Here is a 23,794-nt window from a genome sequence, read left to right as displayed (position 1 = left end):
GTAATCAGGAGGCATTGGCCAAAGCGATGAATTCAGCCACATCCAGCTGTTCGGCGCGGGCATCGGGGCGCACGCCGGCGGCCACGAACTGCTCGGCCGTCACGACGTTGTTGAGCGCATTGCGCAGGGTCTTGCGGCGCTGCCCGAAGGCGGCCTTGACCACCTCGGCGAAACGCTTGTGGTCGTTGATGTTGATCGAGGCCGGGTCGCGCGGTACCAGCCGCACCACGGCCGAATCGACCTTCGGCGGCGGCCGGAACGCACCCGGCGGCACCACGAACAGCGAGGTCACCTGGCAGTACGCCTGCAGCATCACGCTGAGCCGGCCGTACACCTTGCTGCCCGGGCCGGCGGCCATGCGGTCGACCACTTCCTTCTGCAGCATGAAATGCATGTCGCGGATCACCGCGGCATGTTCCAGTGCATGGAACAGGATCGGCGAGGAGATGTTGTAGGGCAGGTTGCCGACCAGGCGGATCGGCTGGCCGGCAGCCAGCTCGGTGAAATCCACGCGCAGCACGTCGCGGTGGACGATGGTCAGCTCGCCCAGTGGCTCGGCGGCGGCGGTCAGCGGCGCGATCAGGTCGCGGTCGAACTCGATCACCGTCAGCTTCGGATGCACGCGCAGCAGCGGCAGCGTGATCGCGCCCTGGCCGGGACCGATTTCGACCAGGCGGTCGCCGTCTTTCGGGTTGACCGCCATCACGATCTTGTCGATGTAGTGGCGATCGGCCAGGAAATGCTGGCCAAGCTGCTTCTTGGCCGGGGCGGTGAACACCGGGCCGGAGGGGGAATGCGGGGAATTCATACGCTCAGTGTACGTTGCCGCGCAAGCTGCGCACACAACGTCGTTGCCGCCTGCAGGCTGGAAGGATCGGCGATGCCGCGGCCGGCCAGATCCAGCGCGGTGCCATGGTCCACCGCTACGCGTGGGTAGGGCAGGCCCAGGGTCAGGTTCACCGCCTGCTCGAAGCCCGAGTACTTCAGCACCGGCAGGCCCTGGTCGTGGTACATCGCCAGCACACTGTCGAAGCCGGCCAGCTTGGCCGGCAGGAACGCGGTATCGGCCGGCAGCGGTCCGATCAGGTCCATGCCCTCTGCGCGCAGGCGCTGCATCAGGGGAATGATCAGGTCCAGCTCTTCGCGGCCCAGGTGGCCGTCTTCGCCGGCGTGCGGGTTCAGGCCGAGCACGGCGATGCGGGGTGCAGGCAGGCCGAATTCGCGCCGAAGTGCGGCATGCAGGGTGCGCAGGGTGTGTTCCAGGCCGGGCGCGGTGATCGCGTCGGCCACCTCGCGCAACGGCAGATGGGTGGTGGCCAGGGCCACGCGCACGATGGGGTTGGCCAGCATCATCACCACCTTCACGCCGGCCTGGTCGGCCAGCAGTTCGGTGGTGCCGCTGTAGGCGATGCCGCCCTCGTTGATGACCGCCTTGTGCACCGGGCCGGTCACCACGCCGTGCAGTTCGCCGGACAGGCAGGCCTGGCCAGCGCCAAGCAGGGCGCCGATGACCGCGCCGGCATTGGCCGGATCGGCCTGGCCGAAGTGGCTCGGGGCGGCATTGGCCACCACGCGCAGGCGCAGGTCGCCGGGGACGCGCGCTTCGGCATCCTCGGGCAGCAGTTGCAGCGGCAGGTTCATGGCGGCCGCAGCCGCGCGCAGGGTACCCGGGTCGCCGAAGGCCAGCAGCCGGCAATCTTCACGCGGCTGCTGGACAAGGCGGACGCACAGCTCCGGGCCGATCCCGGCGGGCTCGCCCGGTACCAGAGCGAGCTCGGGGCGCATCGATCAGGACTGCGGCGGCGTGGCGGTGTTTTCCGCGCGGTCGCCGCTGCGGAAGCTGACGTAGGCTTCGCCACGCAGTTCCTGCAGGAAGCGGTTGTACTCGTCTTCCAGCTTGCGGCGGCCAATGGTCTCGCGGACCTGGGCACGCTGGTTGTCGTTGGTCACGTCGGTCTGGCGAGTGGCCACGCGCTGCAGGATGTGCCAACCGGCATCGGTGCGGAACGGCTGGCTGACGCCGCCGTCCTGGATAGCGGCCACCTGCTGGCCAAAGGCCGGACCGAACGCATCGGCCGGGAACCAGCCCAGATCGCCGCCCTGGCCCTTGCTGTTGTTGTCCTCGGAGGACTCCTTGGCCACGGTCTCGAAGTCCGCGCCGCCAGCGATGCGGGCACGCAGGGTATCGATCTTGGCTTTGGCGGCCGCGTCGGTCTGGTGGTCGTCCACGCGCACCAGGATGTGGCGGCCGTGGTACTCGGTGACGGTGCTGGCGCCGGCAGTGGCACTGGCATCACGCACTTCCACCAGCTTCAGCAGCTGGAAGCCGCTGGGGCCGCGGATCGGGCCGACCACTTCGCCAGGCTTCATCTTTTCCATCATCTGCGCGAACGCCTGCGGGATTTCATCCAGGCTGCGCCAGCCCAGGTCGCCGCCTTCCAGCGCGTTGGGGCTGTCCGAATAGCGCACGGCCGCTGCGTTGAAGTCCAGCTCGCCCTTGTCCAGCAGGGCCTTCACGCCATCGGCCTTCTTCTGGCCGGTGGCGATCTGGTCGGCGTTGGCGCCGTCCGGCAGGGCGATCAGGATGTGCGCCAGGTGGTACTGGTTGCCCACCGTGGCCTGCTGCTTCAGCGCGGCGTCGACTTCACCCTCGCTGACGCTGATGCGGCTCTGCGCGAAGCTCTGGCGCAGGCGCTGCACGGTGATCTCGTCACGCACCGAGGCGCGGAAATCGTTGAAGTCGATGCCGTCATGGGCCAGGCGCTGGCGCAGGGCGTCCAGGTTCGAGCCATTCTGCTGGGCGATGGAATTCATCGCCTGGTTCAGCTCCTGGTCGCTGACACGGATGCCGCTGCCCTGGGCGCGGGCCACCTGCAGCTTGACCAGCACCAGGCGCTCGAGCACCTGGCGGCTGAGCACGTCTTCCGGCGGCAGCTGGTTTTCCCGGCCGGCGTACTGTGCCTTGATGTTGGCGATCGCACGCTGCAGTTCACTCTGCAGGATGACGTCCTCATCGACGACGGCGGCGATGCGGTCGAGCGGCTGCGCCTCCTGGGCAAGCACCTGCAGGGGGGCGGACACGCTGGACACCGCCAGCAGCGAGGCGAGTAGAACGGGGAAGCGCTTGGTCATGGGATCAGATTCGGATCGTAGTCATCGCGGGTCGCCCCGGTGTTGGTGGGCGGCACGAGATAGAGGTCGTCGCGGTTGTAGCCGAGGATAGCACGGCGCAGCGTGCGGTCCGTGTCCTGGCCGATGGAGCTCAGGCCCTTCAGTACGAACTCCACCTGGATGGCGTTGTTCATCTCGCCTTCGCGATTGCGGACATAGCGGCGGCCGACCACACGCACGGCCAGGCAGCAGCTGTCCCACTGGACACCGCCGATGATTTCCAGCGGCTCCTTGTCCTGCAGCGAGTAGTAATAGCGGCCGACCAGGCTCCAACGCGCATTCAGCGGATACAGGAACGACAGGTCGGCCTGCTCCAGCAGGGTGCGGTCATGCTTGTTGGCTCCGGGCAGCGCGCCGGCGTTGATGCGGTAGCGGTAGCTCAGGTTGACCACGCCGTCGTTGGGCATCAGGTAGCGGGCACGGACGCTGGCCAGATCCTCGCGCTTGTACTTCGGGTCCCACTGGTAGGTGGCGCCCAGGGTCCAGCGGTCGTTGATCATGTAGTTGCCGTCGGCGATCCAGGCCGACTTGCCCTTTTCCACCGGCGCCCCTCCCGGGGTGGTGCTGACCCGCGATTCATCGAAGTACTGGATCTGGCCGATCGAGGCCGAGAAACGTTCCTTGCCGGTGGTCTGGTCGATGAAGCGGGTACTCAGCGCCAGGGTCAGCTGGTTGGCGTCGTTCTGGCGGTCGGCGCCGGTATAGCGCGAGTCGCGGAACAGCTGGCCCCAGCTGAAGGTGAAGTCACGGGTATCGAAGATCGGCAGCTCATCCTGGTTGCGGTACGGCGTGCGCAGGTAGAACAGGCGCGGTTCCAGGGTCTGCAGGAAGGACTTGCCGCGGATGCTGGTTTCGCGGTCGAAGAACAGGCCAGCGTCGATGCTGCCGATCGGCAGGCTGCGGCTGGGCGAGGTATTGCCGCGCAGCTGCTCGGGCGTGGCCGTGGCCGGATCGATGCCCTGCGAGCGCAGGATCTGGGCCTGGATGCCGTTGACGCCGTCGACCAGGCCGCGATCAAGCTGGTAGGCGGTGTAGCGGTAGGCCAGGGTCGGGGTCACATACCAGGCTGCGCCGCTGATCGGGAACGACACATACGGCTTCACGTCCAGTCGCGAACCACCGCTGACACCCACGCCGGAGGTGAGCTGTTGGCCCGTCCGCGTGTACTGCAGATCCTCGCCGGTGCCGACGGCGTTCTTGAAGTTGATGTCGTCGTGGGTGAAGCGCACGGCTTCGGCGTAGATGCCGGTTTCCAGCCATGAACGGACCGGCTTGTCCCAGTTGAAGTACAGGCGCGGCTGGCGGTTGTAGGGCAGGGCGCGCTCGTCGAGGGTGTAGTCGGTCAGCTGCCAGCGGTCGGCCATGATGCCGGCCGTCCAGTTCGTGCCGGTGCCATACAGGCCCACCGTGCTCTGCAGGTTGGAGGCGGTCACCCCCACCAGGCGGTTGGCGAAATCCTCGACATAGCGCTCGTCGCTGACCCAGGCCAGGTTGGCGCGGGCCTGCCAGTGGCTGTCCACGTTGTGGTAGCCGGTGAACATCACCCGGCCGCGGTCACGGTCACGCAGGCGGTCGTTGGGCATGAACGAGGTCAGCACCTCGCCACGGCCGCCGTTGTAGAGGTAGCGGAACTCGTTGTCGAGCAGCAGGCCGCGCCGGCTCATGTAGCGCGGGGTCAGCGTGTCGTCGTAGTTCGGCGCCAGATTGAAGTAGATCGGCTGGGCGTAGTCGAAGCCGTTGCGCCCGGACATGCCCAGCTGCGGGAACAGCAGGCCGGTCTTGCGGCGGTCATCGATCGGGAACTTGAAGTACGGCGCCCACAGCACCGGCACCTTGCCGATGCGCAGCACGGCGTTGCGCGCGGTGCCGAAGCCCTCGTCGTTGTCCACTTCGATCTGCGGCGCCGACAGCTTCCACACCGGCTGCGAGGGGTCGCAGGTGGTGTAGGTGGAGCGGTGCATCTGGCCGACCGCACCCTGCAGGTCGACCGACTCGGCATCGCCGTTGCCCCGGCGCGACACCAGCTGGTACTGGATGTCGGTGATCTTGTGGGTGTCGCTTTCCTGGTTGCCTTCGGCACGCTTGGCGACCATCCGGATCGACCCGTCCTGGTAGCGGACATTGCCGTCGGCGATGTAATTGCCGGTTTCGGTGTCGAAGCTGAGCTTGTCGGTACCGACGAACTGGTCACCCCGGCGCAGCGCCACGTTGCCCTCGTACTGCGGCACGGTGGTGGTGCCCAGCAGCTGGTCACCCTCGATGTCGGTCGGCTGCTGCTCGCGCGCGGCGGCGGCGCTGGCCTTGTCCTGGCCGGGGACCGGGGTCGGGGCGTCGGTGAACGCGGGGATGACGTCGGTGGCCGGGCACAGGCCCCAGTTGAGCGGCTTTTCATCGGCCATCACCGGCAGGCTGATGGCGATGCTCAGAGGCAGGGGAAGCAGGCGGAGGGCTCGGCGCACGCGGTTCGGATTCGGGCGAAAACGGACGGTAGCTTGCCCCATCCCTTGCATAGGGGCAATGAAGGGCGCCGGTGGCCGCCGGTTCGGGTTCATCCGGACGTGCCACCGCTGGCCGCCGAGATCAGGGCCTGGACATGGGCCACGCTGCACTCGGCCAGTGCCTGCAGGTCATAGCCGCCCTCCAGCATCGAGACCACCCGGCCGGCCGCATGGCGCCGTGCCAGCGCGTGCAGTTCACCGGTGATCCAGGCGAAATCGTCGGTTTCCAGCATCAGGTCGGCCTGCGGATCGCGCAGGTGGGCGTCGAAGCCAGCCGAGATCAGCAGCAGCTGCGGGCGGAAGTCGTCGATGGCCGGCAGCATCTCGTCGGCCCAGACGTTGCGGAAGCGGAAGCCCCCGCTGCCGGGGGGCAGCAGGATGTTCATCAGGTTGCCGGCGCCACGGTCGCGGCGCAGGCCGGAATTGGGGAACAGGCCGGCCTGGTGGGTGCTGTAGTACGAGACCCGGGCATCGTGCTGGAAGATGTCCTGGGTGCCATTGCCGTGGTGCACGTCGAAATCGACCACCGCGATCCGCTCCAGGCCATGACGGTCGCGGGCGTAGGCGACGGCGATGGCGATGTTGTTGAGCAGGCAGAAGCCCATCGCCGTGCTGCTGGTGGCATGGTGGCCGGGCGGACGCACTGCGCAGAAGGCCAGAGGGTCGTCGCCCAGCATCACCGCATCGACCGCGGCCACGCCGGCACCCGCGGCGTGCACGGCGGCACTGGCCGAGCCGGGCGAGGTCCAGGTGTCCATGTCCAGCTGGCGCAGCGGCGCGGTCTGCGGCTGCAGCACGAAGTCCAGCAGGGCGCTGTCGTGGACCCGGGTCAGCTCACCGAACTTGGCCGGCGGCGCCTCGCGCCAGTCCAGCTGGCCGGGGAAGGCCGCATGCAGCGCATCGAGTACGTACTGCAGGCGTTGCGGGCACTCCGGGTGGCCGGGGCCGGGGTCGTGCAGCAGGCAGGACGGATGGGTGTAGACCAGCATCGTGCCGACTCAGCGCTGGCGCTGCTGCGGTTGCCACAGCGCCTCGCCCTGGCCGTCGGCACGGGCCAGCACCCGGGCCAGCACGAACAGCAGGTCCGACAGCCGGTTGAGGTACTGCAGCGCCTCGCTGCGCACGGCTTCGTGGCGGGCCAGGGTGACCGTCTCGCGCTCGGCGCGGCGGACAATGGTGCGTGCCAGGTGGCAGCGTGCAGCGGCCTCGCCCCCGGCCGGCAGGATGAACTCCTTCAGCATCGGCAGGCCGGCGTTGTAATGGTCCAACTGCTGCTCCAATGCCGACACATCGGCGGCGTGGATCGCGGCGTGGCCGGGGATGCACAGCTCGGCACCCAGGTCGAAGAGCTGGTGCTGCAGGTGCACGACCAGCGCGCGCACGTCTTCCGGCAACGGAGCCGCCAGAAGCAGGCCGAGCGCGGCGTTGGCCTCGTCGACGGTTCCGTAGGACGCCACCCGGGCGTCATCCTTGGCGACACGCTGGCCGTCACCGAGGCCGGTACTGCCGTCGTCGCCGGTGCGGGTGTAGATGCGCGAGAGGCGATGACCCATGGCGTGGCTCAGTGCCGGATGTCGCGGCGGGCCTGCTGGAGCTTCAGCACCTGCTCCACGGCCAGCTGCAGCGCGGCAGCCAGCGCCACGTAGATGGCGGTGGTGCGCAGGTAGGGGCCGAACCACTGCGCGTAGTTCTGCGCCCAGCCGGCCAGGGTCGGCTCGGCCACGTTGCGGCTGCTCCAGTAGAAACCGCCCTGCGCCAGCAGGTGGCAGACCGCCACCGAAGCGACCAGCAGCAGTGCGCCCTTGGCCAGCACCGGCCAGCGTGCGGTCTGGTAGTTGCGGCCCAGCAGCATGCCGCCGGCCCACAGCGAGAAATAGGCCGGCAGCAGCAGCCAGTAGCCCGGCGACACGCAGTAGTGCTGCCAGAAGTCCAGGCCGCTGCTGCGGATCACGATCCAGTCCACCAGCACCGCGAACACCATCAGCAGCGGGAACGCCCAGCGCGTCCAGCGCGCCAGGTAGAAGCCACCGATGAAGAACACCGCCCACGAGGCATCGGGGATGGCCGCGAAGTGGTTGACCCGGGTCGCTGCCAGCACCAGAACGAGCACGGACAGGACGAAGGCGCGGTTGGCAGTGTCGGACATGGTGGCGGGCCCGGAGCGGATTCAGGTTTCATTCTAGCCCGCCGCGCGGGTTGGCGCAGGAGCGGCCGTTCGGCGTACAGACGGGGCGAGCGCGTATCATGAACGCATGAGTGAACGACATGACGTGCTGATTGTCGGTGGTGGCCTGGTCGGCGCCAGCCTGGCCATTGCCCTGGACCGCCTCGGCCGCGACGTGGGCCTGCTCGAGGCAAGCCCGGCCGGCGAGTTGCCGGCGGTGTTCGACCAGCGCAACCTCAGCTTCGCCGCAGCCACCGTCAACGCACTGACCGCGCTGGGGGTGATGCAGAAACTGGCGATGTCGCCCGGCCCTATTCGCCGCATCCACGTCAGCCGCGCCGGCGATTTCGGCCGTGTACAGCTGGAAGCGGCCGATTACGACCGGCCGTGGTTCGGCCAGGTGGTGGTCGCCCGCGACTTCGGCCAGGCGCTGGAAGCGCGCCTGCAGGAGCTGCCTCGGCTGCACCGTTACCGACCGATGCGGTTCCTGGGGCTGGGCGAGGTGGTTGACGGCTACCGCCAGGTGCGGGTGGCCGACGCGGCCGGCGAGCGCGTGCTGCTGGCACGGTTGGTGGTCGGTGCCGATGGCACGACCAGTGGCGTGCGTGGTGCACTGGGCATCGAGGTCGACCGCCATGATTTCCAGCAGACCCTGTTCGTGGCCCGCGTGCGCAGCCAGCGCGCGCCGGACGGCACGGCCTGGGAGCGCTTCACCGATACCGGTCCGACCGCGCTGCTGCCGCGGGGTGACCGCCACTTCGGCACCGTGCATGGCGTGGCACGCGACCAGGCCGATGCCGTGATGGCGCTGGACGATGCGGCCTGGCTGCAGCGCCTGCAGGATGCGATCGGCTGGCGTGCCGGCCGTCTGCTCGAATCCGGCCCACGCAGTGCTTATCCGCTCATCCAGGTGCTGTCGCGCGCGCTGGCCGGTGAGCGCACGGTGCTGCTCGGCAATGCCGCGCAGACCATTCACCCGCTGGGTGCACAGGGCTTCAACCTGGGCCTGCGCGATGCGCTGACCCTGGCCGAGCTGCTGGAAGATTCCATCGATGATGCCGGCAGCGATGCGCTGCTGCAGGCCTATGTCGCGCGCCGCGAGGAGGACCGCCGGCAGACCGTGGCGTTCTCCGGAGGCCTGGCGCGGCTGACCAGCAACCCGGCACCGCTGATGCGGCCGCTGCGTAGCCTCGGCCTGGTGGCCGCACAACGTGCTTCGGTACAGTCGATGCTGGTCGGTGGCGCGATGGGCTTCCGTGGCGAAGTGCCGCGGTTGTGCCGCGGAGAAGCTGCATGAGCCGCCGCGCGCGCCTGGATGTGGCCATCGTCGGCGGTGGCGTGGTCGGTGCCGCGTGCGCGCTGGCGCTGGCCGACGCCGGGCTGTCGGTCGCGCTGGTGGAAGGCCGCGAACCGGCGCCGTGGCAGGCTGCGCAGCCGGACCTGCGGGTGTTCGCCTTTGCCGCCGACAACGTGCAGCTGTTGAACCGCCTGGGCGTGTGGCCGGCGATCGCGCAGGCCCGCGCGTGGCCCTACCGGCGCATGCAGGTGTGGGACGCGGCCGGTGGCGAGGATCTGCTGTTCGACGCCGATCGTTTCGGTCGGCGCGAACTGGGCTACATCGTCGAGAACGGCCTGCTGCAGGACCGCCTGTGGGCGGCGCTGCCGGCCGCGGGCGTGCAGCTGCATTGCCCGGCACGGGTGGAAGCGCTGGAGCAGGACGAGGACGGCGTGCGCCTGCGCCTGGACGACGGTCGTCGCCTCGAAGCGTCGTTGGCGGTGGCCGCCGACGGTGCCGAATCGACCCTGCGCCAGCTGGCCGGGATCGAGGTGGAAAAGCATGACTACCACCAGCGTGGCGTGGTGGCCTATGTCGACAGTGAACTGCCGAACCAGGCCACGGCCTGGCAGCGCTTCCTGCCGACCGGGCCGTTGGCGTTGCTGCCGGTGGCCGAACGCCGCAGCTCGATCGTCTGGACCCTGCCGGAGGACGAGGCTGCGCGCGTGCTCGCCTTGGACGAGGAGGCGTTCAACCGGGAATTGACCCGCGCCTTCGCTGCGCGGCTGGGCGAACTGCGCCTGGCCTCGCCGCGCGCGGCGTTCCCGTTGCGCCGCCAGCTGGCCCGCCACTACGTGGCCGGCCGTGTGCTGGCATTGGGAGACGCCGCGCATGTGGTGCACCCGCTGGCCGGGCAGGGCGTGAATCTGGGCCTGCGCGATGTAGCCGCTCTGCAGCAGTGGCTGGCGCCGTCGGCAGAACGCCGCGGCCAGCCGCGCCTGTCGCCGCAGCGCCTGCAGCGCTGGGCCCGCGAACGGCGCAGCGACAGCCACATCGCCGCCTACAGCTTCGATGCGATCAATCGCCTGTTCTCCAACGATGAGATGCACCTGACCCTGGCCCGTGGCCGCGCGCTGGGTTGCGTGGGCAAATGGCCGCCGCTGGTGCAGGCGTTCTGGAAGCGCGCCGCTGGGGTGTAAGCGGAATACATGCCGCACGACGCTGCGGGCATCGCTGGCGCGTTACCAACCACGGGACGCCGCTCTGGTAGGTGCCAACCTTGGTTGGCACGCTTCCGGCATCGGTGAACAAAAAAGGGGACGGAGGGGATTAAGTCGTTTGTGGCACAAACGACTTAATCCCCTCCGTCCCCTTTTTCAGTCGACCAGCCAGCCGGCCAGGTCGGCACGGTCCAGCTTGCCGCGGTGCTTGCGGTCCAGCGAATTGAACTCATCGGCCAGCGCCGGATTCGCCTGCGCTTCCTCACGGCTGATGAAACCATCGCCGTTCACGTCCAGCGCAGCGAAGTGGATGCGGTACTGGCCAACCACGCTGCTGGGCTCCAGCGAACGCACCGTCACCTGCGCCTCGCCGGCCGGCTGTGCAATCTCGACGCTGCCGCTGATCCGGCCCGCATCAAGCGATTGCTGGCGGATCGCGCCGCCGGTGGGGCCCAGCGGCTGGCTCTGCGCCGGGGTGTGCGGCAGCTGCTGGGCCATGGCCGGTGCGGCTGCCAGCAAAGTGATCAGCAGGGTGAGCGAGTGGTAGCGCATGGTTCCGTTCCCCGGTAGCGCCGGGCCATGCCCGGCGGATGCAATGGGTTCAGCGCAGCGGCGAGGCCAGCACCGTGATTTCTTCCCGATCGTGATACAGCTGCTTGGCGCGCACCACCAGCGGCTTGCCGGCCTGGTCCTGGAACAGGTCCAGGCACAGCCGGGTCTCGTCCCAGCGCTTCTTCATCGGCAGCTTCAGGTTGAAGATCGCGTGCCGGCACCAGCCTTCTCGGAACCAGGTGGCCATGCGCTCGGCCACGCGGCGCGGCTGCTCGACCATGTCGCAGACCATCCAGTCCAGCGGCTGTTCCGGGTGCCAGTGGAAACCGTCGGCGCGCAGGTGCTCGACCAGCCCGGTGTCCAGCACGTGCTGGCGCAGCGGGCCGTTGTCGATGCTCAGTACGTGCATGTGCTGGCGGGTCAGCACCCAGGTCCAGCCGCCGGGTGCGGCGCCGAGGTCGGCCGCGCGCATCCCTGGCTTGGCCAATGCCTCGCGTTCTTCCGGCGTCAGCAGGGTCAGCAGCGCTTCGTCCAGCTTCAGTGCCGAACGCGAGGGGGCCTCGGGCAGCAGCTTCAGGCGCGGAATGCCCAAGGCCCACGGTGCGCTGTCGGCCGGGTCGGCCACGCAGACGAAGGCATGGGTGCCGTCGACGAACACCACATGCAGGCGCGGCAAGCGGTTGTTCGGCTTGTCGCTGAGTTTGCCAGCCTTGCGCAGCGCTGGGCGCAGCGCATTGCCGAAGGCACGCGCCAGGCCCGACAACGGCTTGCCGGCGTCAGAATCGGGATGTTCCACCCACAGGTCGCCGAAGCGCGGCGCATCGGCCAGCACCTCCAGCATCGGCGTGATGCGGTCACTCGGATCCAGCTGCGGCAGCTCTGCCAGTACCACCAGCTTCTGCCGCGCGAAGATCAGCTCGCGCCAGCGCAGGCGGGGCGCCAGCGCGGCGGCTTCGTCGCACATGAACAGCACGTAGCCATCATTGCGCTGGGTGCGTGCATAGCCGGCGAAACCGGCTTCACCGGCGCGGAACTGCAGCTCGCCGGCCAGCTCGGGCTCGAAGCCCTGCCGGCACAGGCACAGCAGGCCGATGCCGGTTTCAGTAACGGGCGCCATCGCTTTCCCCATAGGCGCGCAGCACGCTGCGCGCGGCGTCGCGGTTCAGGCCCTGCACCACTTCGATGCCGCGCTTGTTGAGCTCGCCGACCCAGTCCGCCGGCAGCGGGCCTTCATCGAACGGGGTCAGTTCTTCGACGTCGGCCGAGTTGGCGCCGATCAGCAGGCGGTCGATGCCGGCCCACACGGTGGCGCCGTAGCACTGGCAGCACGGCTGCGAGCTGGTGGCCAGGGTGACCGGCGACAGCACTGCGTTCAGGCGCGGGGTCTGCAGGCGCTGCTGGGCCAGCATATAGGCCATGTTCTCGGCGTGCGCCAGTGAGGTCGCGTGCGGCATCACCCGGTTCACGCCGGCGGCGATGACCTTGTCATCCGGGCCGAACACCACGGCGCCGAACGGGCCGCCACTGGCGTGTTCGACGTTCAGCCGCGACAGCTCGATCGCCAGCGCGACCTTGGCCTCATCGCCCGGATATCGACGATCCAGGTCGATCTGGTCGTGGATCCAGGCGGGAAGGGTCAGGTGGACTTGCGCGTACAGCATCGCGGGGGTGCCTCGTGTGGGATGGAAGAAAGTGCGGTTGCTTGGGAAACCGGCGCGCAGTGTAGCCGCACCGGCCTGTACCGGGCGTGGGCAGGTCAGCCGGGTGAGCCGGTGCGGATCACCACGTACTGCTTGCGGAATTCCAGCCCGGCCTGCGGCCAACTGGCGGCATAGGCGCGCAGCAATGGCAGGGCAGCAGCGAAGTCGTGGCCATTGACCCGGCAATCGGCCTCGCACAGGCCATCGGCATCGCGCGAGGCGAACAGGCGGATGGCAAGGAACTGGCGCGCCTTCAGCAGGTCGTCGAAGGCCTCCATGCTGCGGGTGAACAGGCAGCAGGGGCAGGAGCCATGATCGTCCTCGCTGCAGGTGGAGGCATCCACTTCCTGTGCACGGTAGTGCGCCAACGGCCCCAGCACCACGGTACGCTCGTGTTCCTCGCCATCGTCACCGGCCGGATAGGTCAGGCCCATCATCGGCAGGCCCTGCGCGTCGTCGGCACCCACTGCGGTCTGCAGGGTAGCCAGGTCCACCCGCACCCAGGTCTGGAAGCCGGACAGCAGCGACGCCTGCTCATCGGCACCGTTGGCGTGCTGGTACTCGAACAGGCCATCGGCGAACAGGCTGGGATGCTGCGCCTCGATGACCGTGGAGGTCTGCCAGCCACCGTTGTCGCGCGCGTGTGCCGCCATCGCATGCGGGGTCAGGCGCAGGCCGCTGTCCAGCAGCAGCGCGTTGCCGTCGACGCGGCTGGCGATGCCGGCGTCCTGCAGGACCTGCTGCAGCAGCGGGAGGAGGGCGGTGGACGTCGTGGTCATGTCAGGCCTGTGGATGGATCGGGTGGAGCATCCAGGCCGGGCCTGGTGCTAGTGATCGAGTGCTTCGCGTTCTGCGCGATATCGCCGTGCGTCGGACTGCTGCTGCGGATCGTTGCCATGATCACGCAGCCAGGTATCCAGCTCGCGGCGATAGTCCGCGCGGAAGTCGGCATTGCCTGGGCTGAAGTGCAGCTTGCGTGCCGCGACCTCCACCCGCTCGCGCGCGCTGGCACGGGCCTGGGCGATGCCGTGCGGTGATTCGTTGGTGAGGATGACGAAGTTGCGCGGAAAGCCCGGGGTGTACTTCACCACGAACGGCTGGTCCTGCGCCGGGATGCGGATCGCGTTCTCCAGCGGCCACAGCGAGGCGGTGTTGGTATGGAACACCACCTCCACGTCGCGGCCCTCTGCGGTGCGCAACACCGCTTCGTAACGCCAGATGTACTGTTCGTTGAGCGTGGAATTGGTTTCCTCGGCCTTCACGATCACCGCTTCACCGCGCTCGCCCACCGCATTGAGGAAGGTGGCGTTGAGGAAGCTGCCGAGGAAGATGTTGAGCATCGCCAGCGGAAACACCACGATGGCGTAGACCGGCGAACGCCGCCACCACGAGACCAGCCCGGCCAGCACCATTGCTGCAAAGAACGTCAGCAGCGGATGCTGCGAGATGAACCAGAGCAGGGCGGACAGGGCGGTGATCATCGTCGCGGTCGTGCGGGCGCCGTGCCGGCGCCCGCGCAGGTCCTCAGGCCGACCAGGTGTCGCGCAGGGTCACGCTGCGGTTGAACACCGGCTTGGCCTCGGTGTGGTCGCGGCGATCGGCAACGAAGTAGCCGGTGCGCTCGAACTGGAACGACTGCTCCGGCGCGGCACTGGCCGCGGCCGGCTCGACATAGCCGGTGACGGTGCGGCGCGATTCCGGGTTGAGGTAGTCGCGGTAGGTCTTGCCTTCCGATTCGTCGTCCGGGTTGGGCACCGAGAACAGGCGGTCGTACAGGCGGATCTCGGCCGGCACGCCGTGCACGGCGCTGACCCAGTGGATGGTGCCCTTGACCTTGCGGTTGGCACCTTCCATGCCCGGACGCGATTCCGGATCCAGCCAGCCGCGCAGCTCGGTGATGGTGCCGTCGGCATCCTTGATCACTTCATCGCAGCGGATGATGCCGGCACCGCGCAGGCGCACTTCGCCGCCCGGGACCAGGCGCTTCCAGCCCTTCGGCGGCACTTCGGCGAAGTCCTCGCGGTCGATCCACACCTCGCGCGCGAACGGCACCTGGCGGCTGCCGAAGCTCTCGTCCTTCGGGTGGTTGCTGAAGGTCAGCTGCTCTTCGTGGCCTTCCGGCAGGTTGCCCAGCACCAGCTTGACCGGATCGACCACTGCCATGCGGCGCGGTGCGGCGCTGTCCAGGTCTTCGCGCAGCGCGCCTTCCAGCACGCTGAAGTCGATCAGCGAATTCTGCTTGCTGATGCCCACGCGCTCGGCGAACAGGCGCATCGCCGCCGGGGTGTAGCCACGGCGACGCAGGCCCTGCAGGGTCGGCATGCGCGGGTCTTCCCAGCCGTCCACCAGCTGTTCGGTGACCAGCGCCATCAGCTTGCGCTTGCTCATCACCGTGTAGTTGATGTTCAGGCGCGAGAACTCGATCTGGCGCGGCTTGGCCGCTTCGCGCGGCAGGCCGGCGTCGACCAGCGGCTGGGTCAGCGCGTCGTCATGGGCGAAATCGACGTTGTCCACGCACCAGTCGTACAGCGGGCGGTGGTCTTCGAATTCCAGCGTGCACAGCGAGTGGGTGATGCCCTCGAGGGAATCGCCCAGCGCATGGGCGAAGTCGTACATCGGGTAGATCGGCCACGCGTTGCCGGTGTTCTGGTGCTCGACGTGCTTGATGCGGTACAGCGCCGGATCGCGCAGGTTGATGTTGCCGCTGGCCATGTCGATCTTGGCGCGCAGGGTGCGCGCGCCATCCGGGAATTCACCGGCGCGCATGCGGCGGAACAGGTCGAGGTTTTCCTCGACGCTGCGGTCGCGCCACGGCGACGGGCGACCCGGCTCGGTCAGGGTGCCGCGGTAGGCGCGCACTTCCTCGGCCGACAGGTCGCAGACGTAGGCCTTGCCCTGTTCGATCAGCTTCTCGGCGGCCAGGTAATAGGTCTGGAAGTAGTCCGAGGCGTGGCGCAGCTCGTTCCAGCTGAAGCCCAGCCAGCGCACGTCGTCCTGGATCGCGGCCACGTACTCCGGGTCTTCCTTGGCCGGGTTGGTGTCGTCGAAACGCAGGTTGCAGACGCCGCTGAACTCACCGGCGATGCCGAAGTTCAGGCAGATCGACTTGGCATGGCCGATGTGCAGGTAGCCGTTCGGCTCGGGCGGGAAGCGGGTCTTGATCGCCTGGTGCTTTCCGCTGGCCAGGTCCTCGCGCACGATCTGGCGGATGAAATCGCGCTTTTCGTGGCTGTCGGCGGGGGTCTCGGGGCTGGCGGGGGTGTGCTCGGACATGAGTCTGGGGCGAAAAAGGGCAGAAAGACCAACAGTCTAGCGCGTACAGGCCAGGGCTGCCCGGTGGCGTATGGGGCTGGCGGCCAGCGGCCGGCACTACCAACCCGTCTTCCGGTAGCGTCGGCCGCTGGCCGGCAGAACGGTCATTCGCCGTCAACGGCGGCATTCAGCGCCCGGGCGTATGCTGGACCCTTGCCCCGAGGAGCCGCCACATGCACATCGTGTACAAGGCCGACAACCTGTTCGACGCCCACCTGGTCAAGCACGCGCTGGAAGATGCCGGCATCCCGGCCTTCGTGTTCGGCGAGTCGTTGCTGGGCGGCATGGGCGAGCTGCCGCTGTTCGGCGTGCTGCGGGTAGGTATCCCCGACGCGGCGCGGCCGCAGGCCGAAGACATCGTGGCGGCGCTGGACTTGGGCCACGCGCCGGACGCCCCCATTTCAGATGCAGACGACATAGCCGGCCTTCCGGCGTAGGAGCGCATCATGTTGGGAATTGGCCAGGGCATCCTCGGCATCGGCGCCTTCAAGCAGCGCCTGCCGCGCCCGGAAGAAGCACTGCCGGGGCGTGACCAACCGCTGCCGCTGCACAGCAACCAGCACTTCGTGAACAGCCATCCGCTGAAGGACCGCTTCGCCGGCCTGCAGCAGATCCGTTTTGCGCTGGGCTGCTTCTGGGGCGCCGAGCGCAAGTTCTGGACCGAGCCGGGCGTGTACAGCACCTCGGTCGGCTATGCCGGCGGCATCACCCCGAACCCGACCTATGAAGAGGTCTGCTCGGGCCTGACCGGCCACACCGAAGTGGTGCAGGTGGTGTTCGACCCGGCGGTGGTGAGCCTGGAGCGGCTGCTTCAGCTGTTCTGGGAGAGCCACGACCCGACCCAGGGCATGCGCCAGGGCAACGACACCGGCACCCAGTACCGCTCGGCGATCCACGCCACCGACGAGGCCCAGTACAAGGCCGCGCTGGCCAGCCGCGAGGCTTACCAGGCCCAACTGGATGCGGCCGGTTACGGCCCGATCACCACCGAGATCGTGTATCCGGCGCCGGCGTACTACTACGCCGAGGATTACCACCAGCAGTATCTGGCGAAGAACCCGAACGGTTACTGCGGCATTGGCGGCACCGGCGTGAGCTGCCCGATCGGGTTGGATGTGGAGGTGCCGCGCTGACGCGCGGAGGTCCGCCTGCGGCGGGCAACGTCAACATCAACATCAACATCCAAAGCGGCTCTGGGTTGCTGATGGCTTGGCGGGACGGGGGCGGCTGGCAGGACTCGCCGTAAACCCGTCCATGGGGGCTCGATGGCGCCATCCATGGCGCCAACGGTCCTGCCAGCCGCCCCCGTCCCACCTTCGACAGTTTCCCGGTGACGGTGGGCAAGAGCATTGGGTTACTGACGAACTGATGGAAAACAAAAAGGACGCGGCGTTCGCCGCGTCCGTTTTGTTTGGTTCTGCATTGCCCTTGTAGAGCCGAGCCATGCTCGGCTCCGAGCAAGCGAAGCGCGCGACCCGCTGTTGCTCTTCTTTCTTTCTTCCGTGGCGGGCGGCCCCCGGAAACTGTCAGAGGGCGGGCGGGTTGGGTTCGCGGGGGTGTCCGCGGCATGGATGCCGCGGCCAAGCCTCCAGGGACGGATTCACGGCGTCCCCCGCGAATCCAACCCGCCCGGCCAAGCGCGGAACAAGTCGACTAACAGTCGACTCTACCGAACCGAGCCCCCCGCCACGAGGGGCTCAGCCGTTGGCCGGAATCCTCACAGTGCCGCGCGGATCCGCTCGCGCAGTGCTTCCAGATCCTTGGCAAACGCCTCGATGCCAGTCGCCAGCTTCTCGGTGGCCATCGGATCGGCCGCCAGGTCCGCCGCGAACTTCGCTGCGTCGATCGGGGTCACCGAGGCGCCATCAGCCGCACCAGCCACCAGCTTGCGCGGCAGCTCGCCGTGGTCGGCGTCCAGCTTCTCCAGCAGGTCCGGCGAAATGGTCAGGCGGTCGCAACCGGCCAGCGCTTCGATCTGCGCGGTCGAACGGAACGAAGCGCCCATCACCACGGTCGGCGAACCGCGGCGCTTGAACTCGGCATACACACCGCGTACGAACTTCACGCCCGGGTCTTCGTCGATGGTGGCCGGGGTCTGGCCGTTGGCCACGTACCAATCAAGGATACGGCCGACGAACGGCGAGATCAGGAACGCGCCGGCCTCGCTGCAGGCCAGTGCCTGGGTCGGGTTGAAGATCAGGGTCAGGTTGCAGTCGATGCCCTCGGCCTGCAGGATGCGCGCCGCCTCCACGCCTTCCCAGGTCGCGGCGATCTTGATCAGGATCTTCTCGCGCGGCACGCCGGCATCGGCGTACATCTGGATGAACTGGCGGGCCTTGGCCACGGTGGCGGCGGTGTCGTGGGCCTGGTCGGCATCCACTTCGGTGGACACGCGGCCCGGCACCAGGGTGCTCAGCAACGCGCCGACGCCGATGGTCAGACGGTCGGCCACGGCGTGCACCACGGCTTCGCGGTCGCCCGTCTGCTGCCGGCCCCAGGCCAGTTCGCGTTCGATCAGCTCGGCATAGACCGGCAGGTCCAGCGCCTTCTTCACCAGGGTCGGGTTGGTGGTGCAGTCCACCGGCTGCAGGCGCTTGATGGCGTCGTAGTCACCGGTATCGGCAACGACCACGGACAGTTCGCGCAGCTGGGACAGTTTGGACGGGGTAATCATTACGGCTCCTGGTGCAGGGGGATCGAATCGCGCGCGGTGCGCAGCGGGTGTCAGGGGCGGTCGTTGTGGACCGCGGTCACGCGCAGGCGCAGCTTGCGGCCACCGGGCGCGTTCCAGTCGATGCTCTGGCCGATGGCCAGGCCGAGCAGGGCACTGCCGACCGGGGCCAGCACGGAAACCTTGCCTTCGTCGACGTTGGCTTCGCGGGGGAAGACCAGGGTCAGGACGTGCTTCTCGCCCGACACTTCATCTTCGCACTCCACGCGCGAATGCATCATGACGATGCCTTCGGGAATCTGGTCCGGTGCCAGCACGGTGGCCCGGTTGAGTTCTTCAGCAAGCGCGAGCGCGGCAGGCGTCTGGCTCAGCGCAGGGGATTCGAGCATGGCGTCCAGGCGGTCCATGTCGAAGGTAGAAACGGTGATCGACGGCGGCAGGCCGCTGGCGGTACTCATGGTGAAGCTCCTTGGTTGAAAGCCATGCAAAAGGCGGCACCTGCTGGCGCCGCCTGTCTGTATTGTGGGGACAAATGCGGCCGGAATCGACTCCTGCCGATTCCAGGCCGGTACTGCGGGGCTCAGCCGTTCAGCGCGGGGCCGGGCAGGGCGGCAGTGTCGCCGGCGGCGTTGACCGCTTCCAGGGTGAACAGCGCCTGCGGCAGGCGCTTGAACTGGTCGGCCAGCTCCATCAGGAAGTCGTTCATGGCCGAGCTGCGGCGCCAGATCATGGCGATGCGGCGGCTGGGACGGCCCTCGCCGGTGAAGTCGAGCAGGCGGATGTTGTTCGAGCGCGGCACTGGCGGCTGCACCGACAGGCTGGGCAGCAGGGTGATACCGACGTCGGCGGCAACCATCTGCCGCAGCGTCTCCAGGCTGGTGGCGCGGAACTCGGACTTCTCGTTGGCGCCGAACAGGCGGCAGACTTCCAGCGCCTGGTCGCGCAGGCAGTGCCCGTCCTCCAGCAGCAGCAGCTTCTGTGTGGCCAGTTCCTGCACGTCCAGGTGCTCGCGGCGGGCCAGCGGGTGGCGCCCGGACACGGCCAGCAGGAACGGTTCCTCGAACAGGAACTCGGCGTGCAGCTGGTCGTCGATCACCGGCAGCGCCAGCAGCGCAGCATCGAGTTTGCCTTCGCGCAGGCGGTCGAGCAGCACATCGCTCTTTTCCTCGACCAGCAGCAGTTCCAGCTCCGGGAAGCGATCGCGGATGCGCGGGATCACATGCGGCAACAGGTAGGGGCCCAGGGTCGGGAAGATCCCCAGGCGCACCGTACCGGCTTCCGGATCGCGGCTGCGTCGCGCCGCTTCCTTGAGTTGTTCCACTTCGGACACGATCACCCGTGCCCGTGCCGCCGCTTCCTGCCCGGCCGGGGTCAGCATCACCTTGCGCGGTGCGCGTTCCACCAGTGGCAGGCCCAGTTCTTCTTCCAGCTTGCGGATCTGCGTGGACAGCGTCGGCTGGCTGACGAAGCAGGAGGCGGCAGCCCGGCCGAAATGCTTGTGGTCGGCCAGGGCTACCAGGTACTTCAGATCACGTAGGTTCATCCTTACACCCCAGGGATAACGGACCGGCTGACGGCGTGGTTACCCGACAGGCAGACAATGTTCCCGGTGATCTGGGAACGGTGGATCAGGCCGCTTCAGCAACGGCACCACTGCTGTTGCTCACCGACGAGCGTATCAGGTGGTCGAACGCGCTCAGTGCGGCGGTCGAACCGGCGCCCATCGCGATGATGATCTGCTTGTAGGGCACCGTCGTGCAATCGCCAGCGGCGAACACACCCGGCAGGTTGGTCTGGCCGCGGTCGTCGATGACGATCTCGCCACGCGGCGACAGCGCCACCACGTCCTTCAGCCATTCGGTGTTGGGCAGCAGGCCGATCTGCACGAAGATGCCTTCCAGCTCGACGCGGTGGGCGTCGCCGCCGACGCGATCCTTGTAGACCAGGCCGGTGACGCGGCTGCCGTCGCCCAGCACCTCGGTGGTCTGCGCGCTGGTCAGCACGGTGACATTGCCCAGGCTGCGCAGCTTCTTCTGCAGCACTTCATCGGCGCGCAGGCTGGAATCGAACTCCAGCAGGGTCACATGCGACACGATGCCAGCCAGGTCGATGGCCGCTTCCACGCCGGAGTTGCCGCCGCCGATCACCGCCACGCGCTTGCCCTTGAACAGCGGGCCATCGCAGTGCGGGCAGTAGGCGACGCCCTTGTTGCGGTACTGGTCTTCGCCCGGCACGTTCATCTGCCGCCAGCGCGCGCCGGTGGACAGGATCACCGAGCGCGACTTCAGCACCGCGCCGTTCTCCAGCTGCACCTGCACCAGGCCGTCTTCGCCGGCCGGCACCAGCGCACTGGCGCGCTGCAGGTTCATGATGTCCACCTCGTACTCGCGCACGTGCTGTTCCAGCGCCGTGGCCAGCTTCGGGCCCTCGGTCTCCTTCACCGAAATGAAGTTCTCGATCGCCATGGTGTCAAGCACCTGGCCACCGAAACGCTCGGCGGCGATGCCGGTGCGGATGCCCTTGCGCGCGGCATAGATCGCCGCTGCGGCACCGGCTGGGCCGCCGCCCACCACCAGCACGTCGAAGGCGTCCTTGGCGGCGATCTTCTCGGCATCGCGCTTGCCGGCGTTGGTGTCCAGCTTGGCCACGATCTGTTCCAGGGTCATGCGGCCCTGGTCGAACACTTCACCGTTGAGGTACACGGTGGGCACGGACATGATCTCGCGCTTCTCCACTTCGTCCTGGAACAGCGCACCGTCGATGGCCACGTGCTGGATGCGCGGGTTGAGCACGGCGGCCAGGTTCAGCGCCTGCACCACGTCCGGGCAGTTCTGGCAGGACAGCGAGAAGTAGGTTTCGAACTTGTAATCGCCTTCCAGGTTCTGCACCTGCTCGATCAGTTCGGCGGTGGCCTTGGACGGATGACCGCCGACCTGCAGCAGCGCCAGCACCAGCGAGGTGAACTCGTGGCCCATCGGCAGGCCGGCGAAGGTCAGGTGGATATCCTGGCCCGGCGTGCCCAGGTCGAACGAGGGCACGCGGCCCTGGCCGTCGCGCAGCACCTGCAGCGAGATCTTGTCCGACAGGCTTTCCAGGGTCTGCAGCAGTTCCAGCATTTCCTGCGACTTGGCGCCGTCGTCGGCGTGCGCGGTGATCTGGATCGGGCGGGTCACGCGCTCCAGATAGGTCTTCAGCTGCGACTGCAGGTTGGCGTCCAACATCGGGTCATCTCCTGGCTTCAGGCAAACAGGGGTCGTGGCACCGCTGTAGAAGGTAGCGGACCAGCAGGGGGTAGGGGTGAACCCAAGACAGCGACCGTGGAAGGGGCTGGCTGGCCAAGGCTGGCGCGCGTTGGCTGTCTTGGGTTCACCCCCACGCCGGCGGGGGACCGGCACGGGGATGAAGGGCGCGCCGTGGCGTGGGGCCGCGGCAGGCCGGTACTGCGTTAGATCTTGCCGACCAGGTCCAGCGACGGGGTCAGGGTCTTCTCGCCTTCCTTCCACTTGGCCGGGCACACCTGGTTCGGGTTGGCGGCGGTGAATTGGGCAGCCTTCAGCTTGCGCAGGGTCTCGGACACGTCACGGGCGATCTCGTTGGAGTGGATCTCCAGGGTCTTGATCACGCCTTCCGGGTTGATGATGAAGGTGCCGCGCAGGGCCAGGCCTTCTTCTTCAATGTGCACGCCGAAGGCGCGGGTCAGCTGGTGGGTCGGGTCGCCGACCAGCGGGAACTGGGCCTTGCCGACGGCCGGCGAGGTTTCGTGCCACACCTTGTGAGAGAAGTGGGTGTCGGTGGTGACGATGTAGACCTCGGCGCCAGCCTTCTTGAACTCGGCGTAATGGTCAGCCGCGTCTTCGATCTCGGTCGGGCAGTTGAAGGTGAAGGCGGCCGGCATGAAGATCAGGACGGACCACTGGCCCTTCAGGCTGGCATCGGAAACCTTGATGAACTCGCCATTGTGGTAAGCGTTGGCTTCAAACGGCTGGATCTGGGTGTTGATCAGGGACATCGTTTTTCCTCTGGTGAAGGGGAGTGGGTGAATCGACAGGAGCTAGGTTACCGACTCGCTGGCGATAAGAACAATCCATTGATTGCATCTATTTGATAGATGGAGTCTATCAAAAGGCCATGAGCCGACACTGAACCTTGCCGCTCCCATCCTGCAACTGCCTGTATTACAAGGAAAATCTTTCCCGGCAGGTGAATGCGGCCGATAGCCCGTCCTTATCCCGTTCGCCAGAACCTGAACGGATTCCGCTGTTGTAGAGCCGAGCCTACGCTCGGCTGTCCCAGAAGCAGCCGAGCATGGGCTCGGCTCTACAATTGCGGCATGTCTGTCAAAACCGAATCCTCCCTGCGCCAGATCGTGGCCGATGCCAGCGCCCGCCTCGGCGGCGTTGAAGCCCGCCACGAGGTCGAACTGCTGCTGCTGCATGTACTGGAGCGCCCGCGCAGCTGGCTGTTCGCGCACGCCACCGATCCGCTGGCCGCTGCCGACCAGGCGGTCTTCGAGGCGTTGCTGGCCCGCCGTGTGGCCGGCGAGCCGGTTGCCTACCTGACCGGCCGCCGCGGCTTCTGGACGCTGGATCTGGAGGTCGACCCGGCCACGCTGATTCCGCGCCCGGAAACCGAACTGCTGGTGGAACTGGCGCTGGAGCGCCTGCCGGCCAATCGCGACCTGCAGGTGGCCGACCTCGGCACCGGGAGCGGTGCGATCGCGCTGGCGCTGGCCAGCGAGCGGCCGCAGGCGCAGGTGCTGGCCACCGATGCCAGCCCGGGCGCGCTGGCCGTGGCCACGCGCAACGCCGCGCGCCATGAACTGCGCAACGTGCGCTTCGCCCAGGGGGGCCACGACTGGTACGCGCCGCTGCAGGGCGCGCGCTTTGATCTGATTGCCAGCAACCCGCCGTACATCGCCAGCGACGACCCGCATCTGGAACAGGGCGACCTGCGTTTTGAACCGGCCACTGCGCTGGCCTCCGGTGTGGACGGCCTGGACGACATCCGCCGCATCGTCGACGGTGGCCTGGCCCACCTGCTGCCTGATGGTTGGCTGCTGATCGAGCACGGTTGGGACCAGGGCCAGGCGATCCGCGCGTTGTTCGACGCGGCGGGTTTTGCCGACGTGCAGACCGTGCAGGACCTGGAGCAGCGCGACCGCATCACCCTGGGCCGGCGACCGGCCTAGAATGGAGGTTCTCCTGCCCCGGCAGGGCATCACCCTGGAGCT

Annotated in this window: 22 protein-coding genes and 1 pseudogene; 5 read left to right on the top strand and 18 right to left on the bottom strand. The window is 67.8% G+C overall.

What is annotated here, in order from left to right; all coding sequences use genetic code 11:
• Nucleotides 1-4: 4 nt before the first annotated feature.
• The 7 genes and pseudogenes from rsmA to V3B41_RS10875 all read right to left on the bottom strand — a co-directional run bounded on the left by rsmA (nucleotide 5) and on the right by V3B41_RS10875 (nucleotide 7,815).
• Nucleotides 5-808 (bottom strand): 16S rRNA (adenine(1518)-N(6)/adenine(1519)-N(6))-dimethyltransferase RsmA, encoded by an 804-nt coding sequence (gene rsmA, locus V3B41_RS10905; RefSeq protein WP_049428834.1) that lies wholly within the window; start codon nucleotides 806-808, stop codon nucleotides 5-7.
• A complete protein-coding gene (gene pdxA, locus V3B41_RS10900; protein ID WP_329861039.1) occupies nucleotides 805-1,785 on the bottom strand; it encodes a 4-hydroxythreonine-4-phosphate dehydrogenase PdxA in 981 nt (326 codons plus the stop codon). Before pdxA ends, rsmA begins: the two co-directional genes overlap by 4 nt.
• 18 nt (nucleotides 1,786-1,803) lie before the next feature.
• Nucleotides 1,804-3,132 (bottom strand): annotated as a pseudogene (locus tag V3B41_RS10895) (peptidylprolyl isomerase); the annotation flags it as partial.
• Nucleotides 3,129-5,630: an LPS-assembly protein LptD gene (lptD, locus tag V3B41_RS10890; RefSeq protein WP_329861037.1), complete on the bottom strand. Its 2,502-nt coding sequence runs from the start codon at nucleotides 5,628-5,630 to the stop codon at nucleotides 3,129-3,131. The gene lptD and the pseudogene V3B41_RS10895, both read right to left, overlap by 4 nt.
• Before the next feature lie 89 nt (nucleotides 5,631-5,719).
• Nucleotides 5,720-6,658, bottom strand: a complete 939-nt coding sequence (locus tag V3B41_RS10885; protein ID WP_329861035.1) for a histone deacetylase family protein — start codon at nucleotides 6,656-6,658, stop codon at nucleotides 5,720-5,722.
• Nucleotides 6,659-6,667: 9 nt separating this feature from the next.
• Nucleotides 6,668-7,222, bottom strand: coding sequence for a cob(I)yrinic acid a,c-diamide adenosyltransferase (locus V3B41_RS10880; protein ID WP_049428822.1), 555 nt, complete (start codon nucleotides 7,220-7,222; stop codon nucleotides 6,668-6,670).
• An 8-nt stretch (nucleotides 7,223-7,230) separates the two neighbouring features.
• Nucleotides 7,231-7,815 carry a hypothetical protein gene (locus V3B41_RS10875; RefSeq protein WP_049428818.1) on the bottom strand — a complete coding sequence of 195 codons (585 nt, stop codon included), beginning with the start codon at nucleotides 7,813-7,815 and terminating at the stop codon, nucleotides 7,231-7,233.
• Between the two features lie 106 nt (nucleotides 7,816-7,921).
• Here V3B41_RS10875 and ubiH point away from each other — a divergent pair, with 106 nt between their 5' ends.
• Nucleotides 7,922-9,130: a 2-octaprenyl-6-methoxyphenyl hydroxylase gene (gene ubiH, locus V3B41_RS10870; RefSeq protein WP_049428816.1), complete on the top strand. Its 1,209-nt coding sequence runs from the start codon at nucleotides 7,922-7,924 to the stop codon at nucleotides 9,128-9,130.
• Nucleotides 9,127-10,308 carry a UbiH/UbiF family hydroxylase gene (locus V3B41_RS10865; protein ID WP_197620278.1) on the top strand — a complete coding sequence of 394 codons (1,182 nt, stop codon included), beginning with the start codon at nucleotides 9,127-9,129 and terminating at the stop codon, nucleotides 10,306-10,308. Before ubiH ends, V3B41_RS10865 begins: the two co-directional genes overlap by 4 nt.
• A 177-nt stretch (nucleotides 10,309-10,485) precedes the next feature.
• Here V3B41_RS10865 and V3B41_RS10860 read toward each other — a convergent pair whose 3' ends face one another.
• The 6 genes from V3B41_RS10860 to V3B41_RS10835 all read right to left on the bottom strand — a co-directional run bounded on the left by V3B41_RS10860 (nucleotide 10,486) and on the right by V3B41_RS10835 (nucleotide 15,854).
• A complete protein-coding gene (locus V3B41_RS10860) occupies nucleotides 10,486-10,881 on the bottom strand; it encodes an EF-hand domain-containing protein (protein ID WP_197620279.1) in 396 nt (131 codons plus the stop codon).
• 49 nt (nucleotides 10,882-10,930) lie between these two features.
• The gene (rlmM, locus tag V3B41_RS10855) at nucleotides 10,931-11,998 is read right to left on the bottom strand and encodes a 23S rRNA (cytidine(2498)-2'-O)-methyltransferase RlmM (protein WP_049428813.1); all 1,068 of its coding nucleotides are present in this window, start codon (nucleotides 11,996-11,998) and stop codon (nucleotides 10,931-10,933) included.
• A complete protein-coding gene (locus V3B41_RS10850; RefSeq protein WP_004154307.1) occupies nucleotides 11,982-12,542 on the bottom strand; it encodes a nucleoside deaminase in 561 nt (186 codons plus the stop codon). The genes rlmM and V3B41_RS10850 overlap by 17 nt, the downstream gene beginning before the upstream one ends.
• Nucleotides 12,543-12,637: 95 nt before the next feature.
• On the bottom strand, nucleotides 12,638-13,360 hold the full coding sequence (locus tag V3B41_RS10845; RefSeq protein WP_049428812.1) for a DUF6348 family protein: 723 nt from the start codon (nucleotides 13,358-13,360) through the stop codon (nucleotides 12,638-12,640).
• A gap of 48 nt (nucleotides 13,361-13,408) precedes the next feature.
• Complete coding sequence (locus V3B41_RS10840; protein ID WP_049428811.1) at nucleotides 13,409-14,062, bottom strand: membrane protein; 654 nt, start codon at nucleotides 14,060-14,062, stop codon at nucleotides 13,409-13,411.
• A gap of 43 nt (nucleotides 14,063-14,105) precedes the next feature.
• Nucleotides 14,106-15,854 carry a glutamine--tRNA ligase/YqeY domain fusion protein gene (locus tag V3B41_RS10835; RefSeq protein ID WP_197620280.1) on the bottom strand — a complete coding sequence of 583 codons (1,749 nt, stop codon included), beginning with the start codon at nucleotides 15,852-15,854 and terminating at the stop codon, nucleotides 14,106-14,108.
• Between the two features lie 212 nt (nucleotides 15,855-16,066).
• On the opposite strand from V3B41_RS10835, the gene V3B41_RS10830 reads away from it, so the two are divergent.
• Together V3B41_RS10830 and msrA are read left to right on the top strand one after the other, a co-directional pair.
• Nucleotides 16,067-16,330 (top strand): DUF2007 domain-containing protein, encoded by a 264-nt coding sequence (locus V3B41_RS10830; RefSeq protein WP_010481810.1) that lies wholly within the window; start codon nucleotides 16,067-16,069, stop codon nucleotides 16,328-16,330.
• 30 nt (nucleotides 16,331-16,360) lie between these two features.
• On the top strand, nucleotides 16,361-17,026 hold the full coding sequence (msrA, locus tag V3B41_RS10825; protein ID WP_197620283.1) for a peptide-methionine (S)-S-oxide reductase MsrA: 666 nt from the start codon (nucleotides 16,361-16,363) through the stop codon (nucleotides 17,024-17,026).
• A 584-nt stretch (nucleotides 17,027-17,610) separates the two neighbouring features.
• On the opposite strand, the gene V3B41_RS10820 is transcribed toward msrA, so the two are convergent.
• The 5 genes from V3B41_RS10820 to ahpC all read right to left on the bottom strand — a co-directional run bounded on the left by V3B41_RS10820 (nucleotide 17,611) and on the right by ahpC (nucleotide 22,573).
• Nucleotides 17,611-18,567: a transaldolase gene (locus V3B41_RS10820; protein WP_329861031.1), complete on the bottom strand. Its 957-nt coding sequence runs from the start codon at nucleotides 18,565-18,567 to the stop codon at nucleotides 17,611-17,613.
• Nucleotides 18,568-18,617: 50 nt separating this feature from the next.
• Nucleotides 18,618-19,022, bottom strand: a complete 405-nt coding sequence (gene rnk, locus V3B41_RS10815) for a nucleoside diphosphate kinase regulator (protein WP_049428742.1) — start codon at nucleotides 19,020-19,022, stop codon at nucleotides 18,618-18,620.
• Nucleotides 19,023-19,144: 122 nt separating this feature from the next.
• The gene (locus V3B41_RS10810) at nucleotides 19,145-20,107 is read right to left on the bottom strand and encodes a LysR substrate-binding domain-containing protein (protein ID WP_049436468.1); all 963 of its coding nucleotides are present in this window, start codon (nucleotides 20,105-20,107) and stop codon (nucleotides 19,145-19,147) included.
• An 85-nt stretch (nucleotides 20,108-20,192) separates the two neighbouring features.
• Entirely contained in the window at nucleotides 20,193-21,785 is a 1,593-nt protein-coding gene (gene ahpF / locus V3B41_RS10805) for an alkyl hydroperoxide reductase subunit F (RefSeq protein ID WP_049428746.1), read from the bottom strand.
• A gap of 224 nt (nucleotides 21,786-22,009) precedes the next feature.
• Nucleotides 22,010-22,573 (bottom strand): alkyl hydroperoxide reductase subunit C, encoded by a 564-nt coding sequence (ahpC, locus tag V3B41_RS10800; RefSeq protein ID WP_005415368.1) that lies wholly within the window; start codon nucleotides 22,571-22,573, stop codon nucleotides 22,010-22,012.
• A gap of 321 nt (nucleotides 22,574-22,894) precedes the next feature.
• On the opposite strand from ahpC, the gene prmC reads away from it, so the two are divergent.
• Complete coding sequence (gene prmC / locus V3B41_RS10795; RefSeq protein WP_049428748.1) at nucleotides 22,895-23,752, top strand: peptide chain release factor N(5)-glutamine methyltransferase; 858 nt, start codon at nucleotides 22,895-22,897, stop codon at nucleotides 23,750-23,752.
• Nucleotides 23,753-23,794 lie beyond the last annotated feature (42 nt).

The sequence above is a fragment of the Stenotrophomonas sp. SMYL89 genome (genome assembly GCF_036319985.1).
Lineage (GTDB): Bacteria > Pseudomonadota > Gammaproteobacteria > Xanthomonadales > Xanthomonadaceae > Stenotrophomonas > Stenotrophomonas maltophilia_Q.
The sequence above is the reverse complement of the archived record's forward strand: the minus strand, read 5'-3'. Positions and strand labels throughout refer to the sequence as shown.